Below are 17,197 nucleotides of genomic sequence, written 5' to 3' on the forward strand. Positions count from 1 at the left end.
ATTGTACTTTTCTCTTTTGCCAACAGACTTACGCAACGTTTGCGTAAAGAGTGCTATTACTGTGCTATATCTGTGCTTAGGGAGTGCTTTATCCGTGCTTCATCCATACAGGGGGATAGGACCGGAAAATCCTATAAACTCCTTTGCATTGAGAACTCTATGGATATAAAAAAAGAGGTCGCCATATTAGTTACAGCGACCTCTTCTCTTAAATGGGTTATTCAGACTAGTTGAAGATATAACGAATTCCCACTTGTGCAGACCATCTTGAATATATGTCTTGCACATAATAAGGTACATTATTATTTATATTCGACAACCTGTAAGTAGGTTTCTTTGTAGTTCCTTCATATCCCGCAAATGTAACAGGTATAAAACTATTGTCCCAGAAACTTCCTGCCCCAGTATATTGTTTACCCCAATTGCCATTTAATAAGTTACCAACGTTCATGATATCAACCGAAAGCTGAAGTTTGTTTTTAGTGTTTCCGATGTTGGTAAACAAATCTTGCACAATTTTCAAATCAAACTTATGAGAAAATGGTGTTCTAGCGCCATTTCTTTCTGCATATTGACCTCTTCTGGATTTTAAATAATCATTTGATTCGATAAATCCATTCAAAGCTTCCCATTGTTGCTGTGGAGTCTGATCTCCATTTTGAACAAAAGTAATTTCAGACTGATCCCTAGGAATGTACATTAAGTTGTACTGATTGCTAGATGAAGTTGCATAGCCAGTTAAGTTACCTCCAGCTAAATAAGAAAATCTTGCACCAGATTGGCCTGTATAAACAAGAGATATTGATGTACCTAAATGTTTAAGGTATTCTTTCGAGAAAGATAAAAATCCGATAACTCGACTTCCTGTACTAAATGGGTTATTCGCAAGGGTTACGTTGTTTGAACCATTAACAGAAGCTACTCTATACCAATTTGACTGATTTTGGGACGATGTACCAGAGATTAAATCTTTTGCAGCAGTATAAGTATATGCTACTGATGCATCCAAGCCAAATAAGAAACTTTTTGCCAAAGAAGCCGTTGTGGACCATGAATAACCTTTATTTACATTATTTACATAAATAACTTCCGTATAATTATCCAATACACGGCGGTTATTATTATTCGCATCATAAACTAAACGATTATCAGCTCCTTCTAAGGTTCCGATCGGACGTTCTAAGTTTAAATCTCTAAAGTTAAATGCACTCAAATTTTTCGAGTAAATGAACTCTAAAGTACCCTTAATTCCATACGGTAATACTTGATCAACTCCTCCTGAGAAACGCGCGATTTGAGGCAATTTCAAATTCTTATCAAGTACTGTAATATTTCCGGATGGTGTTACAGCTCCACTATATTTAGGCAACTTGTTAACGTCACTGATAAATGGAACATTTGCATCTGTACCATTACCAAGACTATTACCACCCAATAATGCACCACTTTGGGTAAATGCACCTGCCGCCCAAACAAAAGGAACCCTAGAAGTAAATATTCCCATTCCCCCACGTACAATGGTTGAACGATCTCTATTCACATCCCAGTTGAATCCAATTCGAGGTGAGAACATCAACGCTGGGCTTGGCATACGATTGGTTTGTACATTATATTGCTTTGCCAAAATCGAATTGTTAAAGTCAGTATTTTCCATCGGTTTATCCAAATAAATTGGAATATCCACACGAACCCCTGCAGTAATTTTCAAATTATCCTGCATTTGAAATTCATCTTGAGCATAAAAACCTAACTGTACAGCATTAAACTTGGCGCCTTGACGTGGATCATCCGTGTTGCTATAACCATATTGCATACTATTAGCCATTCCACGCTCAAAGTTTTCGATCGCTGTATATGCTTTTCCGGTAGCTGGATTTATATCAGCTGCTTTGGAATCACTAAATACAAATGCGCCATTTGAATTCCCTGTATATGCATTGTACATTTTATAGAACTCATTGTGCGTACCGAAGGTTAATGTATGTAATCCCTTATACCAAGTTAAGTTATTGGACAAAGTATAAACATCTTGATCCAATTGATTAATATTAGTGAATGGGTCAACACCTAAGTAGTAGGTTCCCGTCACAGTCGTTAATTTTCCATTGACCTCCACTTGTCTAGGAACATTTATACGAACATTTGGAAATAACTGACCTTTATAGTTTCGTGCATCTCTTACGCGACTATATCCTGCAATAAAGCTATTAGCCAATGAATTATTTATACGGCTGCTTAATTCTAAAGTAAGAGTATTTGACTTAAAATCCTTTAATATAGCACCATTACCAAAAGTCAAAGAAGATTGTGTTCTAGTATTGCTTACATCAACGCCATCCACATAATTGTATCTCAAAGAAAGTTTATTTTTTTCATTGATATTCCAATCCAAACGCGTCATTACTTTATTAGATGTATTTTCATCTGCTAAGTCTGTATATGAACCAGCATCGTAATTATATTTACTTAATGCAATATCATAAATACGTTTAGCATCAGCATCTAACAGATTAGAACTTGAGGATCCTACAGGATAATTTTCTGGCGTATTATTTTTCGTATGTTCGTAATTTACAAAGAAAAATAACTTATCCTTAACAATAGGTCCTCCTAACCGCACACCGTATGTTTTTTCAGAAAAGTTTGCCAATTTAGTTCTCTCTTCACCATCTTTAACCAAAGATTTTGGGGTTTTTCCAGTAAAATCTTGATTTCTAAAATAATGATAAACCGAGCCCTGAAATTGATTTGTACCTGATTTTGTTACCGCGGAAATACCACCTCCAGCAAATCCACTAGAGCGAACATCGAACGGTGCAACTTGAACGGACATCTGTTCGATAGCATCTAACGATATTGGATTTGTACCACTACCACCACCGTTCAAACCATTTGCGTTAAGACCAAACACATCATTAGTAACAGCTCCATCAATAGTGAACTGATTGAATCTATTATTCATACCGCCAATTGAAACAGACTGTCCTTTCACATCTGCTTGCGGAGTCAATCTAGTAAAATCTTCAATTGAACGAGAAACAGTTGGTAAATTTTCCATCTGTTTTCTTGAAATAGAGGTTTCAGCACCAGTCTTCAAGTTTTTAGAACCGCCTGTTCTAGTTACTGTGACCTCATCTAAAACTGTCTCATTACTTCCAAAAGTACTATTTAAGACATAAGGCTGGCCTAATTGTATATAAACATCATTATAAACAATAGGATTTTGTCCAACGTAGGTTACTTCAATTTTGTAAGGTCCACCGACACGCATCGCTGGTAGGTTAAAACGACCTGCAGCATTCGAGGATCCAGAATAAACCGTTCCTGATGGCACGTGCGTTGCCTTAATTGTTGCTCCCGAAGTTACACTGCCGTTTGCTTCTTTTACAATACCTGTAACGCTACTTGTCGTAACCTGAGCTTGTACAGCACCATAGCTGGCCATAACAAGAGCGAAAAAGAGTAAAGATCTTTTCATATAATGTGATTTGTTAAAAAATGTTAAGCAAAATTACTAAGAGATTTCAAATTACAAAGGACTTAATATAAACTTAACACACTAAACCACACATACTTCATGAAATACAGACAAATTTTACTATATTAACATACAATTTATTCGCAAAAAAAACGTTGTAACATGTTTTAAACCAGCATTCCACTCCGAACCGACCCACCAAAAATAATTTTCCACATCAAATCCCCGAAAATCTTTTGTAACAACATTCTTCCATTCGGAATTTAACTTTTTAAAAATTTTTAACTAATTTCCTGTCAATCGAGACTTTTATTAAACAACTCAGTTTCTTGTCGAATTTGAGCCACTGTAACCTATTCCGATCGAAAAAATCTAAACGATTGTATAGACGTGATGGTTTATATAAAAAATGTTTCAAAAACCGAGAACTTTTCAGAAATTCGCACACCTAATAATTTATGCTTCATGGAAGACGGTATTCAAAATTCTTCTTTTCAAGAACCTGTAGATATTAAACTATCTCCTGCAGGGCTCTCCTTCTTGGCTTCAGCTGCCAAATGGGCCAATTTTTTGGCCATTGTCTGTTTTATTTTCATCGGCATTTCTGCCATAACCATGGTCAGTCTAATCTTCGGAGCCAGTGCATTATCACTCGGAGCCGACGAATATGTAACAGCAGGGGCCTTATCCACATTCGGCGTACTTTATCTCTTATTTCTTGCTTTCTTCTGCCTTCCCATCTATTTCCTGTATAATTTCGGATCAAAAGCGAAAAAAGCAATCGAGAACCGCGATAACATCCAACTCGAATTGTGCTTAGATGCACTCAAAAAACATTACAAATTTATTGGCATCATAGTCATCATCACCATCGCCTTTAATTTTATGGGGCTAGTCGTTGGTGTCGTACTCGGCATTAGTGATGCTTTTGCCGGCGTATAATATAGCCATAAATAACAATAAAAAAAGCGGAGTATGCACCTAGCATACTCCGCTTTTTTTATTGTGTTGATTCTTTATTTTTTATAATATTTCATCGCGTTTGGAATCAATTTCTGAATATCCGCAATCCGTCGCTCATCACTCGGGTGCGTACTCAAAAACTCTGGCTGCCCTTTTTGACTACCCGAAGCCATACGTTTCCAGAAATCTACAGCCTCATTTGGATTGTAACCTGCCAAAGCCATAATAATCAAACCTGCTGCATCCGCATCCGATTCATCGCTTCTCGAAAATTTCAATTGCGCCAGATTACCACCTAAACCATACAAATTGTTAAAAACACCGAGTGTACTGTTTCCAGACACCCCTGCTGCTGATCCTAAAATCTGTCCACCTAATTGTAAAGCAATCTGATTCGAAGCCTGAGCTACCGAATGCTCCTCAATAGCATGGGCGATCTCGTGCCCCATAACTGTTGCCAACCCTGCTTCTGTACGTGTTACCGGCAATATTCCGGTATATACCGCAACTTTACCCCCAGGCATACACCATGCATTCACATCATCGCTCTTCACCAGATTAAACTCCCAGTTGAAGTTAAATTGATTTGCGCGGCCCGTACTTTGCAAATATTGGTTAACCGCCGTCGCTAGCTTGTTACCAACGCGTTTCACCATAGCTGCATCTGCAGTTCCGGTTACTACTTTCGCGCTATTTTTCGATAAGAAATCTTTATAAGCCAATGCAGCTTGTTGGTTCACTTGATCTGCACTGACCAATTTCAAATATTTTTTTCCTGTAACTGCTGAAGTTGCGCAACCTGACAACCCCGATGCCAGTGTTACACATGCTAATACCATAGCCGAATATTTAAACACTCCGTTCATATGTATATATTTTCTTTCAATGGCCATATGGAATATCCGTGCGCTGGCGATCGGCTTTAAGCTTTTCCAACATGGATACTTCACAATAAATTATTAAATACGTTATAGCGGATGCAATTATTGTGCCTATTCTTTTTCCTTCGACTTTTTCTTAAAGAGATAAATCTTGGATTCATGTCCCTTTAATAGGCGCTCTATATTCTTTTGGTGGGTAATTAACAACAAGATACAGATGGCTATCCCATAAAGCAGCACAGAAGGTATCGTTGTTTTAAAAATAAAGGCCAAACTAAAAGGAAATGCAAAACCTGCTGAAATGGATCCCAACGAAACATAATGTGTTGTCAGCAGGATGATGATAAACACAGAAACACAGACCAAAGCGGCAGGTGTATGTATTGCGAGGATCATACCACACAGTGTGGCCACCCCTTTTCCACCTCTAAATCCCGCAAACACAGGAAACAAGTGCCCCAATACCGCAATAACGCCAAGTGCCAACTGAAAGTTGACAAATTGGACATCGCTCGTATTTTGCCCCAGTTCTATTAAATAAGCCAGGTTTGTTGCTGTCCAGCCTTTAAATATATCTACAAACATCACGATCGATCCCGCTTTAGGGCCCAATACGCGAAAGGTGTTAGTCGCCCCAGCATTACCGCTACCATACTCACGAACATCTACCCCATAAAATGCCTGTCCCAACCAAACTGCTGTAGGTATGGACCCAAACAAATAAGCTAGTAATACTGCAGTTACTAAATAAATCGATATCATTAATTAAATCAGTTCTTATATTAATTTGGCCTTCAGACTAAGATCCAGGCTCTTTACACTGTGTGTCAAAGCACCTACTGAAATATAATCTACCCCAGCCTCCGCATACGATCGGATCGTGTCGAAAGTTATTCCCCCAGAGGCCTCTGTCTTGAATCGATGGTCAATAATCTGAACAGCTTTGGCTACATCCTGCGGCGAAAAATTATCTAACATGATCCGGTCCACTTCGCCAAAGTTAAGAACTTCATCAAGCTCCGCAAAATTTCGGACTTCAATTTCTATTTCTATTGGTTTATTTAGGTTCTTTCTGTAATCATTTGCACGTTTTAGCGCCGGCACAATACCACCACTATAGTCCACATGATTGTCCTTAATTAAAATCATATCAAAAAGACCAAAACGATGATTGGTTCCACCTCCTATACGAACGGCCTCTTTCTCCAATACACGCAATAAGGGTGTGGTTTTCCGTGTATCCAAAACTTTCGTATCTGTACCTTTTAGAAGGTCTACATATTTTCGGGTAGTTGTCGCAATGCCGCTCATACGCTGCATGACATTCAGTACCAAACGCTCTGCCAGCAAAATACTTTGGATATTTCCCCTCACATAAAAAGCAATATCACCTACTTTAACCTGACTTCCATCCTGGATAAACACCTCACAGGCCAACGTATCGTCAATATAAGCAATAATCGCCTGTGCGACTTCAACCCCTGCTAAAATACCATTATCCTTAACAATCAATTTGGCTTCACCTTGCGCCCCAGCCTCAATCGTAGAAAGTGAGGTATGATCACCATCGCCCAAATCCTCCGCGACAGCCTGTTTTACAAACTGGGCCAGATAGTCCTTGATTTCCTTCTCCATAAATACTATTTATTGGGCTAAGATGTGGAATAATTTTTTAATCGAAAAATAGATTTATAAAAAAAGCATCGCTAGCTTTAATTTTTGTCGATTCTTAGCTCTTCAACAGAATGGTTATTATTTCCTACACCTATCTTTATAAAGACACGATAGTTGGCTTGTTCTGTGGCTAATGAAAATGTAAAATATTGATAGCCATTGTTCGCATTGCTGGCTTGGGTCAATTTAACAGTCTTGGGTTTATGCTGATTAAAAAATGCCGCCAACATAATTTCCGATTGGTATTTTGTATAAACACCATTCTCTCCCAAAATTGATAAGGTTAAGTTAGAACCGAAATACTTGGCCATATTTTTTGCATTACCTTCTTTCAAATACGATTTCAGTTCCTCCGAAATACTTCCTAAAGAATCATCATCACCCGGCAAAGCTACCTTTACCCCTGTATTTACTTCTCTTAAATAATGCCCAAAGGCCGCAGTGTGTACAAAAAGACTATTAATAAGTATAAATGCGCAATAGCTTAAAAATTTCATATAGCTCAACATATTATAGAACAGCTTCTATCATCCATATCAATCATTAGGTAGTTCTGCTTTTTAACCAAACATAAATTATGCCACAAACCTATAAAATTATTAGGGATTAACAAGGGAACTTTTTAAGATGCGTTGATAGATTCTAAAATTAAGATTATCTTTGTTATAAGATGAATAAGAAAAAAGTTGCACTCATGATCCTAGACGGACTAGGATATGGAAAACATGATAAATCAAATGCAGTTGAAGCTGCAAACACCCCATTTTTAGATCATTTATTAGAAGCTTATCCAAACTCAAGCTTAGAGGCTTCGGGTGAAGCTGTAGGCTTACCTGCTGGACAGATGGGTAACTCGGAGGTTGGCCACATGAATCTTGGTGCCGGAAGAATCGTCTACCAAGAATTGGGTCGTATTCACAAGGCTGTCAACGACGGTGTATTCAATTCGGATCCTATTATTCAAGACGCATTTAAATATGCATTAGAAAATAACAAAAAGGTACACTTTATCGGATTACTTTCCGATGGTGGTGTACACGCACATACAAAGCACTTAAAAGGCTTATGTGATGCTGCAAAACAGGCCGGCTTGACAAGCGACCAAGTTTTTATACATGCATTTTTAGATGGCCGTGATACGGATCCAAACTCCGGCATTGGTTATGTTAAAGACTTACAAGACTATTTAAAGACGACAACAGGTACTTTTGCCTCTGCAATCGGTCGATATTATGCAATGGACCGCGACAACAGATGGGAACGCGTAAAATTAGCATACGATCTTTTGGTAAAAGCGGAAGGTGAAAAATCCAATGACCTTGTTGCATCGATCCAGAAATCATACGACGAAGGTGTAACCGATGAATTTGTGAAACCAATTGCATTGGTAGATGCAAACGGCGCGCCAGTGGCAACAATCCAAGAAGGTGATGTTGTATTCTGTTACAACTTCAGAACAGATCGTGGCCGCGAGATTACAATTGCGTTGACACAAAAGGCATTTCCAGAATATGATCTACAACCATTAGATCTATATTATGTGACAATGACCTCTTACGATGAAACATTCCAAAATGTCAGAGTGGTATTCCAAAAAGATAACTTGACCAATACCTTGGGTGAAGTGTTGGAAGCAAACCATAAAACACAAACGCGTATTGCCGAAACAGAGAAATATCCGCACGTGACATTTTTCTTTTCAGGAGGTCGTGAACAACAGTTTGAAGGTGAAAACCGCTTGCTAGTTCCATCACCAAAAGTAGCGACTTACGATCTTCAACCAGAGATGTCTGCTAAAGGAATTACAGAAGCTATCGTCAACGACATGGAGACCCTTCAACCAGATTTTATCTGTCTGAATTTTGCAAACCCAGACATGGTAGGTCACACCGGTGTTTTTGAAGCTGTCATAAAAGCAGTAGAAACTGTTGATCAATGTACAAAAACGGTTGTTGAAACAGGCCTTAAAAATGGTTATTCCTTTATTATTTTGGCCGATCACGGTAACTCCGAGTTTATGGTCAATGAAGATGGATCGCCAAATACGGCACACACCACCAATTTGGTTCCGTGTATCTTAATTGACGATCAGTATAAGAAAATAGCAGATGGTAAATTAGGTGATATTGCCCCGACCGTCTTACAGCTTTTAGGCGTCAATATCCCCGTTGAAATGACAGGAAATGTATTGGTATCAGAATAATAATTTACTTAAAAATAGCAGCAGAGCACTTTCCCTTCTTATGGGCAGTGCTCTGCTTTTTTGGAGCTGTGGATCGCCATCCGCAACAAAAAAAACACAAAAATCTACAGCTATATTTTCTGTCGATTCGTTTTTTAATGCCGAAGTCAATCGCTTGCAGCAGCTCAATCCCGCAGTTCTGAAATCTGTCAGCAAAGACGGTGAGAAAGAACAACGCGAACTAAAAATTGGCAGCTGGAAAAATGAACTCTCCGCTTTTCAAGCTGCCGATATCAGCAAAAACTTCGATCCATCACTGTATGAAGTCAAAGCTGTAGACTGTGTGACAGAATTTACCGCTAAAAAGAAAGAACTGCAGATACAGAAACTGCGCATCGAGTTTGACAAAAACGAAAAGGTAAAACACATCCATATCGATAAAAAGATAACAAATACCTTATACGATAGTCAAGAAAAATTAGACTATTACAGCGACTCGCTGTATCGAATTGTCAAACTGCAGGATGTCCAAGGTTTGGATGCCAATCAATATGAAATTGAAGGCAAGTTTATTCCTTCCAAAAAATAGACCGCCTGATCAGTACCATACACAGCGCCCTCAAGAATAGCATCCATTTTTGAGGGCTTTTTCGTAAATTCAGTTTATCTTTTAAGCGGACATTTATACAATGTCACAACAATAATAAATGCAACACAATTGCTTTATATTTTATTTTCCTTATCTTTGACCAGATTAACAAAATTACTCAACGGATAAATGGGTTTAAACGTAGTGATTTCAGCGTGAAAGATATCTCATTGAACAAATTCGCAGCATTAATGCTCTTAATGACCTTCTTAATTGGTCAGTTCATTGTGTATACCCATGCGCATCCGCAAACTGCACTCAGTATCGTAGACAGTCCTGCAAAAAAACACCATGCAGACCATCCGAAGTGTTCCATCTGTGATCAAAATTCACATCCACAAATTGTTTTTCATTTTACGCTAAGCGAATTAATACTCCCGACACGCCAGGTCGAATTTGGCCTGTTTATCACGGGAGATCAAATTATTCGATCACTGCTTTCTGGCAATCGTGGTCCCCCCATCTGTTAGTTTTTACATAAGTCCAATAATGTTATTCATATACTCTTCTCATTATTGCGACAAACAACTTCATAAAAGTTTTTAGAACTTGACAGTCTCAAGAATTCATACGATGAGTTATTGGGCTGCTGTTATCCTTGATGTTATATATACGTAAAAATTATTCGTACAGATGAAACTTAAAATTATAGGCTGCATTTTTATGCTTGTCTCCTATTTCTCCATATTTCCGGCCCTTGCTGCTTCAATAAGTGGTAAAGTAACGGACGCCAAAACTAATCTTCCTATTGCTGGTGCAACAATATCACTGCAACAGCTTCGTTCGAGCACCGCATCTGACCAACAGGGTCATTATAGCTTCAAATCACTTCCTTCAAGTGGACGCTACTTGGTTGAGGTCCGTTTCTTGGGTTATCAGTCCGTTGTCAAGACCGTCGATCTAACTTCGGAAAATCTTTCCCTTGATTTCGCCCTAACCGAAAGTATTATTGAAACCAATGAAGTCGTCGTTACAGGTACACTGGTCACTTCGCAGAGCCGTCGCAACAGTACCTCGGTTGCTGTAATCTCCAAAGATGAACTACAGGGAAATGCAACAAATCTTATTGACGCGCTGGCCCGACAAGTTCCCGGACTAAGCCAGATCACAACAGGACAGGGCATTTCAAAACCCGTTATACGGGGCCTTGGTTATAACCGTGTCGTCACGGTGAGCGATGGTGTCAAACAGATGGGACAGCAATGGGGTGACGAACATGGTATTGAAATCGACCAAAATCAACCGGATCGTGTGGAGGTCCTACGTGGTGCAGCCTCTTTGATGTACGGATCTGATGCTATTGGCGGTGTAATCAATGTGCTTGAACCAAATGTTCCTACAGCTGGGCAAATTAAAGGTGAAGTATTGAGCAGCTACTCCACCAACAACGGACTAACCAATAGTTCGGTTATGCTTACCGGTAATGAAAATGGTTTCGTATGGCGTGGGCGTGGTTCTTATCAAAATGCCTATTCTTATAATACGCCGGCAGGCCGATATGGCAATAGTGGTTTTAATACCAGTAATTTCAGCGGTATGCTCGGGCTAAACAAGCAATGGGGCTACTCTCATCTGAATTTTTCGTACCTAAAAAATAATATCGGCTTTTACGATGCCGAACCTGGTGACCCGCTTTACATAAACTCAAAAAGCCGGACCTTAGATTTCCCCAAGCAGGACATCCGCCATTACAAACTGGCCCTCAACAATAACTTTATCATCGGTTCCGGTAGTTTAAAACTTGATCTGGGCTATCAAAAAAATCAACGTCGGGAGCTTGAAGAAGCAACACCGTCCCTATTCTTTGACCTGAATACATATTCACTTGACGCAAAATATTCGTTGAGTGAAAAAAATGGCTGGCAACATGTATTTGGTATTAGTGCTAGCCAAGAACACAGTTTAAATAAAGGCGTTGAATTCTTAATTCCGGCCTATGATCAGTTGGAATTGGGCGCTTTTGGCTATGCAAAGAAAACCTGGGGCGAAAATACCTTTAACGTTGGATTACGCTATGACTACGTCAATAACAAAGGCAAGCAGCTCTTTATTGAAGACGAAGAACAGTTCGCTGGTTTTAAAAATAGTTTCAGCAATGTTAGCGGAGCGCTTGGATATACCCATATTTTCAGCGAAGACCTCAATTTCAAAGCAAATGCCGGTTCGGCTTTTAGAGCGCCTAATCCGGCAGAATTAGGTTCCAATGGGGTACACGAAGGAACGTACCGCTATGAAGTGGGAAATGAAAACCTGAAACCTGAACGAAGCTACCAAGCGGATGCAACCCTCGAGTTTGGGCATAGCATCGTTACAGGAAGTGTCGGAATCTACGAAAACTATATCCACAATTTTATCTATGCCTCAACAACAAAAGGCGACACGAAAACCGTGGTGGGCGAAGATGGCGATGCGCATACCTACGACGTATATCGCTATGGCCAGGTCAATGCCAATCTTTACGGTGTCGAAGGAAGCCTGAATTTTCACCTGTTGAACTGGATACACCTGGATAATACATTTAGCTATACCCATGCACAGAACAATACCTTTAACAGACCCTTGGCATTGATTCCAGCTGGCGTTGTACACAATACACTGCGTCTTGAGCCCAAGATTAGCGGCCTGAACGCTTTCTACGTTTCTGTGGGGCTGGACAATTATTTCAAACAGAACCGCATTGATGAAACGTTCGAGACTCCAGCGGACTCCTACACTTTATTGAATGCAGGAATCGGGACGACATTACATCTCGGATCGCAACAGCTCAAAGTATTTGCAGCAGCTTCAAACTTGACCAACAAACGTTATTATGATGCATTGAGCCGATTGCGCCCAGGACGTCTTTCACAGGAAGACACGAGCTTTGGTGTCTACAATATGGGTAGAAATATCACCTTCGGTGTGTATCTGCCATTGCGTATAAAGTAAATTAATCGTGATAATAAATGATCGTGAAACGGAGTAAGAATTAGTCCATAATAAAAATAGAAAAGCGGGATCTTCAATATCCCGCTTTTCTATTTTATACTTATTTGGGGTCATCTGCTGTTGCTTCCCTTGCCAAGGCCACTTCGTCGGGCATGGCTTCCAAGGAAGAATCCAACGCAAACAAGGACTCATCTGAAGCGCGGTCACCACCAGCGATTTTCAGTTTATCAATCAATTCCAATGCTAACTTCTCTTCCTCGATCTGCTCCTTGACAAACCACTGTGCAAAGTTCCATGTTGCCCAGTCCTTCTGGGCCAACGCTAAATTGACAATGTTATAGATCGCTTCGGTATTATCGACTTCGTGTTTAAAAACGCGATTAAAGCATTCGGTCAGCGATTGCGGATCCGCGGGCGGCGCTGCAATAGCCTGTATTCTGGGGCGGCCACCTCTTTCCAGAATATAACCCATAATTTTAGTCATGTGATTTCGCTCTTCTTGGGCATGTCTATACAGAAAATTGGCGATTCCGCCATAACCCTGATCATCTGCCCATACCCCCAACGCCAAATAAATCTGTGCAGCCTCAGCCTCTTTTGTCATCTGACTGATTAAAATTTCCTGCATTTCCTTTGACAATCGATTCGTTTCCATAATATTCATTTTGATTTAGGAAAAGAACAGTTTCAGTGCCTAATTCGTTTGAAATTTATCAAAGTAAAAACTGTCGAAAATTTACTCCTCGAAATGAAACTGGCTCTCATTTGTGACAGGCATATTCCAACTGTTACATTCCAATAAGTACATTTCAATCGGCACAAAATCAACAGGCACAAAATCAACAGGTACAAAATCAATAGGTACAAAATCAATAGGCACAAAAAAAAGGGAATACCATTGGCATTCCCTTTATCTATGCTTTTATAGCGATACTATTTCAAGTTATCTCTATATACTTTCGCTTTTTTGATTTCTGTTTGGATATCTTTTTTCGATGCATCAAAGCTCAACACTTTTTCGTAATCCTTGATTGCATTGTTATAAGCGTCAGTTGCCATTGCCTTATTGTAGTTAGGGGTACCCTCTGTTCCGATCAAGATACCTAAATCACGATTAGCGATCGCTCTATTTTGATAGAATTTCGAATCGGTAGGCGTAATGGCAATTGCTTTTGAATAATCTTCAATAGCTACTTTCAACAACTGTTCTTTATTCGCAACAGATGTTTTGTTCGTTGATTGAACAGCCAGATTGTTTGTTGCTTTCGCTTTGAAGTATAGCGCATTGGCATTTTTCCCGTTTAATGCAACTACTTTTCCAAAAGTTTCAGCTGATTTTTTATAGTCACCATTTTGAAATTGAGAATATCCCAACATATATAATACGTCCGGATCTTTCCCTTCCTGAGGGAGGGCTTTAGTCAAGTATGACTCTGCATTCTTGAAATCACCATCCAAAAGAGCTTTCTGCCCCATTCTCACATTAGCGTTGCTATGCTCAGCCTGTTTTGGTTGTTGTGCATTCGCGCTAAAAGCAACTAAAGCAAAAACCCCAGTAAACAAACCCAATTTAAATGATTTTAAATTCATATCTAAATAGTTACGTTTTTATATTCACTCTTTAATGATCACTTGTGATCGTTTCTACATCTGTAAAAAAGCATCCGATTGATTTCTTTAAACTTAAAAACTGCCATCGGCGCCCTTTCACATTCCAATATTACAATTATTATGCCTATTTCTCCAACAAATGGCAGATAAATTTTATTTAACCTGCCTTTTTTTCCTATTCTAGAAAATAGATTTGTAATTTTGCTCACTTTTAGCAATTGGCACTTCCCTTGCAATATAGGGGAAACAACAATAGAAGCTTAAAATTTGAAAGTCAGCCGTCAACATGTCAGCGACTGCCAAATACACAAAATAAATACTATGAGCAAATTCGAAACTTTTGATTTCAGTCAAGCAATTCCAATCGTTGCAGAGGATACCGAATTCTTCCCCCTACTTACACAAGAGGATGAAGATAATATGGCGAATGCTGAAATTCCAGAAGCATTGTCTATTTTGCCTTTACGTAATACCGTATTATTCCCCGGTGTTGTCATTCCGATTACCGTAGGTCGAGATAAGTCCATCAAATTGGTCAAAGAGGCCTATAAAGGCAGCAAGACTATCGGTGTTGTCTCTCAAAAGGATATGACAGTAGAGGACCCAGGATTTGAAGAACTAAATAAAGTGGGCACGGTAGCTCATATCATTAAAGTGCTCCAAATGCCGGATGGTAATACCACCGTCATCATCCAGGGAAAACAGCGGTTCAACTTGTTGGAGATTGTGGAAACCGAGCCTTATTTAAAGGCTCGTGTGGAGAAATTCAACGAGGCAAAGCCGAAGATGACCAAGCACTTCAAAGCGACCATTTCCACTTTAAAAGAAATGGCGCTGCAGATCATCCAACTGTCGCCAAACTTACCTAGTGAAGCTGGTATCGCTATCAAAAATATTGAAAGCCCTTCTTTTCTGATCAACTTTATTTCGTCGAATATCAATGTCGAAATGACAAAGAAACAGGAGCTGCTTCAAATACCTAAAGTAGAGAATCGTGCCAAACTTTTATTGGAGCTGTTGACGACAGAAATCCAGATGCTGGAGCTAAAACACCAGATCCAGAATAAAGTACGCGTCGACCTTGACAAGCAACAACGTGATTATTTCTTGAACCAACAGCTTAAAACAATTCAGGAAGAGCTGGGAGGAAACACGCCCGATCTTGAGCTGGAAGAGCTTAAAAAACGGGGTAAGAAAAAGAAATGGAATGTTGATGTTGAAAAACATTTCACAAAAGAACTCGAAAAGCTATCGCGTATCAATCCTGCCGCTGCAGATTATTCGGTACAACTCAATTACCTTGAGCTACTACTTGATCTACCCTGGAATGAAACAACAAAAGACAATTTTGATTTAAACAAAGCACAAAAAGTACTCGATAAAGATCATTATGGGCTTGAGAAAGTAAAAAAACGTATCATTGAATATCTTGCGGTATTGAAATTAAAAAATGATATGAAAGCACCTATTCTTTGTTTAGTAGGCCCTCCGGGAGTCGGTAAAACCTCTTTGGGAAGATCTATTGCCAAAGCATTGGGGCGTAAATATACCCGTATGGCCTTGGGTGGTGTACGCGATGAAGCAGAAATCAGAGGACACCGTAAAACTTATATCGGCGCAATGCCGGGCCGTATCATACAGTCACTGAAAAAAGCAGGAGCAGCAAATCCGGTTTTTATTTTGGACGAAATCGATAAAATGAGCGCGGACTTCAAAGGAGATCCTTCGTCGGCCTTATTGGAAGTATTGGATCCGGAACAAAACACACATTTCTATGATCATTATGTCGAAATGGAGTTTGACCTTTCCAAAGTAATGTTTATTGCGACCGCCAATTCCTTGAGTTCTATTCAACCTGCGTTATTGGATCGGATGGAAATTATCGAAGTGAATGGTTATACCATCGAAGAGAAAATCGAAATCGCGAAAAAGCACCTTTTGCCAAAACAACGCGAAATGCATGGAATGGCAGCCAAAGATGTGTCGTTAAAAGCTAAGATCATCGAACAGATTATCGAGGATTACACACGTGAATCTGGTGTCCGCGGATTAGAAAAAAAGATCGGCTCCGTGGTACGTGGTATTGCAACACGCATTGTCATGGAAAAGGATTACAGTCCGAGTATCAACGAACAGGATCTGCTCGATATCCTGGGTGCTCCAATATTTGATAAGGACATCTACGAAAATAACAATGTTGCCGGTGTTGTAACGGGTCTGGCCTGGACATCCGTAGGTGGCGATATCTTATTTATAGAATCTTCTCTGAGCCCCGGAAAAGGACGTTTGAGCCTGACAGGTAATTTGGGTGATGTCATGAAAGAATCTGCGTCGATTGCACTAGCCTACCTGAAAGCCCACGCTTCGGATTTCGGCATTAACTATCGCGTTTTTGACCATTGGGATATCCATATTCACGTTCCTGCGGGCGCCATTCCAAAAGATGGTCCCTCAGCTGGCATAACAATGCTTACCGCACTGACATCGCTATTTACCCAACGTAAAGTGAAGGAAAAATTAGCCATGACAGGTGAAATTACCTTACGTGGTAAAGTATTGCCTGTTGGCGGTATTAAGGAGAAAATCCTTGCTGCAAAACGTGCGAACATCAAAGATATTATCCTTTGTAAATCCAATGAAAAAGACATCTTGGAAATCAAGGAAGATTATATCAAAGACATGCAATTCCACTATGTGACTGAAATGTCGCAGGTGATCAAACTCGCGCTATTGGAAGAAAAAGTAACTGGTGCCATCGATCTGGCTCAAGATATAGAAAATACCAAAAAAGAGAATTAACAGATACCCGAAAGGTTTTGAATAGAAAGGGA

General features: G+C 39.6%; 13 protein-coding genes. 6 read left to right on the top strand and 7 right to left on the bottom strand.

Going from position 1 to position 17,197, the window contains the following annotated elements:
• Positions 1-226 precede the first annotated feature (226 nt).
• Positions 227-3,478 carry a carboxypeptidase regulatory-like domain-containing protein gene (locus ACLCDV_RS20305; RefSeq protein ID WP_411972106.1) on the bottom strand — a complete coding sequence of 1,084 codons (3,252 nt, stop codon included), beginning with the start codon at positions 3,476-3,478 and terminating at the stop codon, positions 227-229.
• Between the two features lie 465 nt (positions 3,479-3,943).
• Here ACLCDV_RS20305 and ACLCDV_RS20310 point away from each other — a divergent pair, with 465 nt between their 5' ends.
• Positions 3,944-4,420 (top strand): hypothetical protein, encoded by a 477-nt coding sequence (locus ACLCDV_RS20310; protein WP_411972107.1) that lies wholly within the window; start codon positions 3,944-3,946, stop codon positions 4,418-4,420.
• Positions 4,421-4,494: 74 nt separating this feature from the next.
• On the opposite strand, the gene ACLCDV_RS20315 is transcribed toward ACLCDV_RS20310, so the two are convergent.
• From ACLCDV_RS20315 to ACLCDV_RS20330, 4 genes are all read right to left on the bottom strand, one after another.
• Positions 4,495-5,307, bottom strand: coding sequence for a M48 family metallopeptidase (locus ACLCDV_RS20315; RefSeq protein WP_145329742.1), 813 nt, complete (start codon positions 5,305-5,307; stop codon positions 4,495-4,497).
• Positions 5,308-5,433: 126 nt separating this feature from the next.
• Positions 5,434-6,084 carry a glycerol-3-phosphate 1-O-acyltransferase PlsY gene (plsY, locus tag ACLCDV_RS20320; RefSeq protein ID WP_145329740.1) on the bottom strand — a complete coding sequence of 217 codons (651 nt, stop codon included), beginning with the start codon at positions 6,082-6,084 and terminating at the stop codon, positions 5,434-5,436.
• A 15-nt stretch (positions 6,085-6,099) separates the two neighbouring features.
• Positions 6,100-6,957: a carboxylating nicotinate-nucleotide diphosphorylase gene (gene nadC, locus ACLCDV_RS20325; protein WP_411972108.1), complete on the bottom strand. Its 858-nt coding sequence runs from the start codon at positions 6,955-6,957 to the stop codon at positions 6,100-6,102.
• Between the two features lie 77 nt (positions 6,958-7,034).
• Positions 7,035-7,493: a DUF4783 domain-containing protein gene (locus ACLCDV_RS20330; protein ID WP_411972109.1), complete on the bottom strand. Its 459-nt coding sequence runs from the start codon at positions 7,491-7,493 to the stop codon at positions 7,035-7,037.
• Positions 7,494-7,666: 173 nt separating this feature from the next.
• Between ACLCDV_RS20330 and gpmI the strand changes: the two genes are divergently transcribed.
• From gpmI to ACLCDV_RS20350, 4 genes are all read left to right on the top strand, one after another.
• A complete protein-coding gene (gpmI, locus tag ACLCDV_RS20335) occupies positions 7,667-9,199 on the top strand; it encodes a 2,3-bisphosphoglycerate-independent phosphoglycerate mutase (RefSeq protein WP_411972110.1) in 1,533 nt (510 codons plus the stop codon).
• Positions 9,180-9,767: a hypothetical protein gene (locus tag ACLCDV_RS20340; protein WP_153845176.1), complete on the top strand. Its 588-nt coding sequence runs from the start codon at positions 9,180-9,182 to the stop codon at positions 9,765-9,767. Before gpmI ends, ACLCDV_RS20340 begins: the two co-directional genes overlap by 20 nt.
• A gap of 215 nt (positions 9,768-9,982) precedes the next feature.
• On the top strand, positions 9,983-10,297 hold the full coding sequence (locus ACLCDV_RS20345; RefSeq protein WP_317664448.1) for a hypothetical protein: 315 nt from the start codon (positions 9,983-9,985) through the stop codon (positions 10,295-10,297).
• A gap of 163 nt (positions 10,298-10,460) precedes the next feature.
• Positions 10,461-12,755 carry a TonB-dependent receptor gene (locus ACLCDV_RS20350; protein WP_411972111.1) on the top strand — a complete coding sequence of 765 codons (2,295 nt, stop codon included), beginning with the start codon at positions 10,461-10,463 and terminating at the stop codon, positions 12,753-12,755.
• A 100-nt stretch (positions 12,756-12,855) separates the two neighbouring features.
• On the opposite strand, the gene ACLCDV_RS20355 is transcribed toward ACLCDV_RS20350, so the two are convergent.
• Together ACLCDV_RS20355 and ACLCDV_RS20360 are read right to left on the bottom strand one after the other, a co-directional pair.
• Entirely contained in the window at positions 12,856-13,410 is a 555-nt protein-coding gene (locus ACLCDV_RS20355) for a ferritin (RefSeq protein ID WP_411972112.1), read from the bottom strand.
• Between the two features lie 278 nt (positions 13,411-13,688).
• Positions 13,689-14,345 (bottom strand): tetratricopeptide repeat protein, encoded by a 657-nt coding sequence (locus ACLCDV_RS20360; protein WP_309362354.1) that lies wholly within the window; start codon positions 14,343-14,345, stop codon positions 13,689-13,691.
• Positions 14,346-14,687: 342 nt separating this feature from the next.
• Between ACLCDV_RS20360 and lon the strand changes: the two genes are divergently transcribed.
• Positions 14,688-17,165: an endopeptidase La gene (gene lon, locus ACLCDV_RS20365; RefSeq protein WP_317664439.1), complete on the top strand. Its 2,478-nt coding sequence runs from the start codon at positions 14,688-14,690 to the stop codon at positions 17,163-17,165.
• The last annotated feature ends 32 nt before the right edge of the window (positions 17,166-17,197 follow it).

Origin of the sequence: Sphingobacterium sp. Lzh-3 (assembly GCF_046764375.1) — a bacterium.
Taxonomy (GTDB): domain Bacteria; phylum Bacteroidota; class Bacteroidia; order Sphingobacteriales; family Sphingobacteriaceae; genus Sphingobacterium.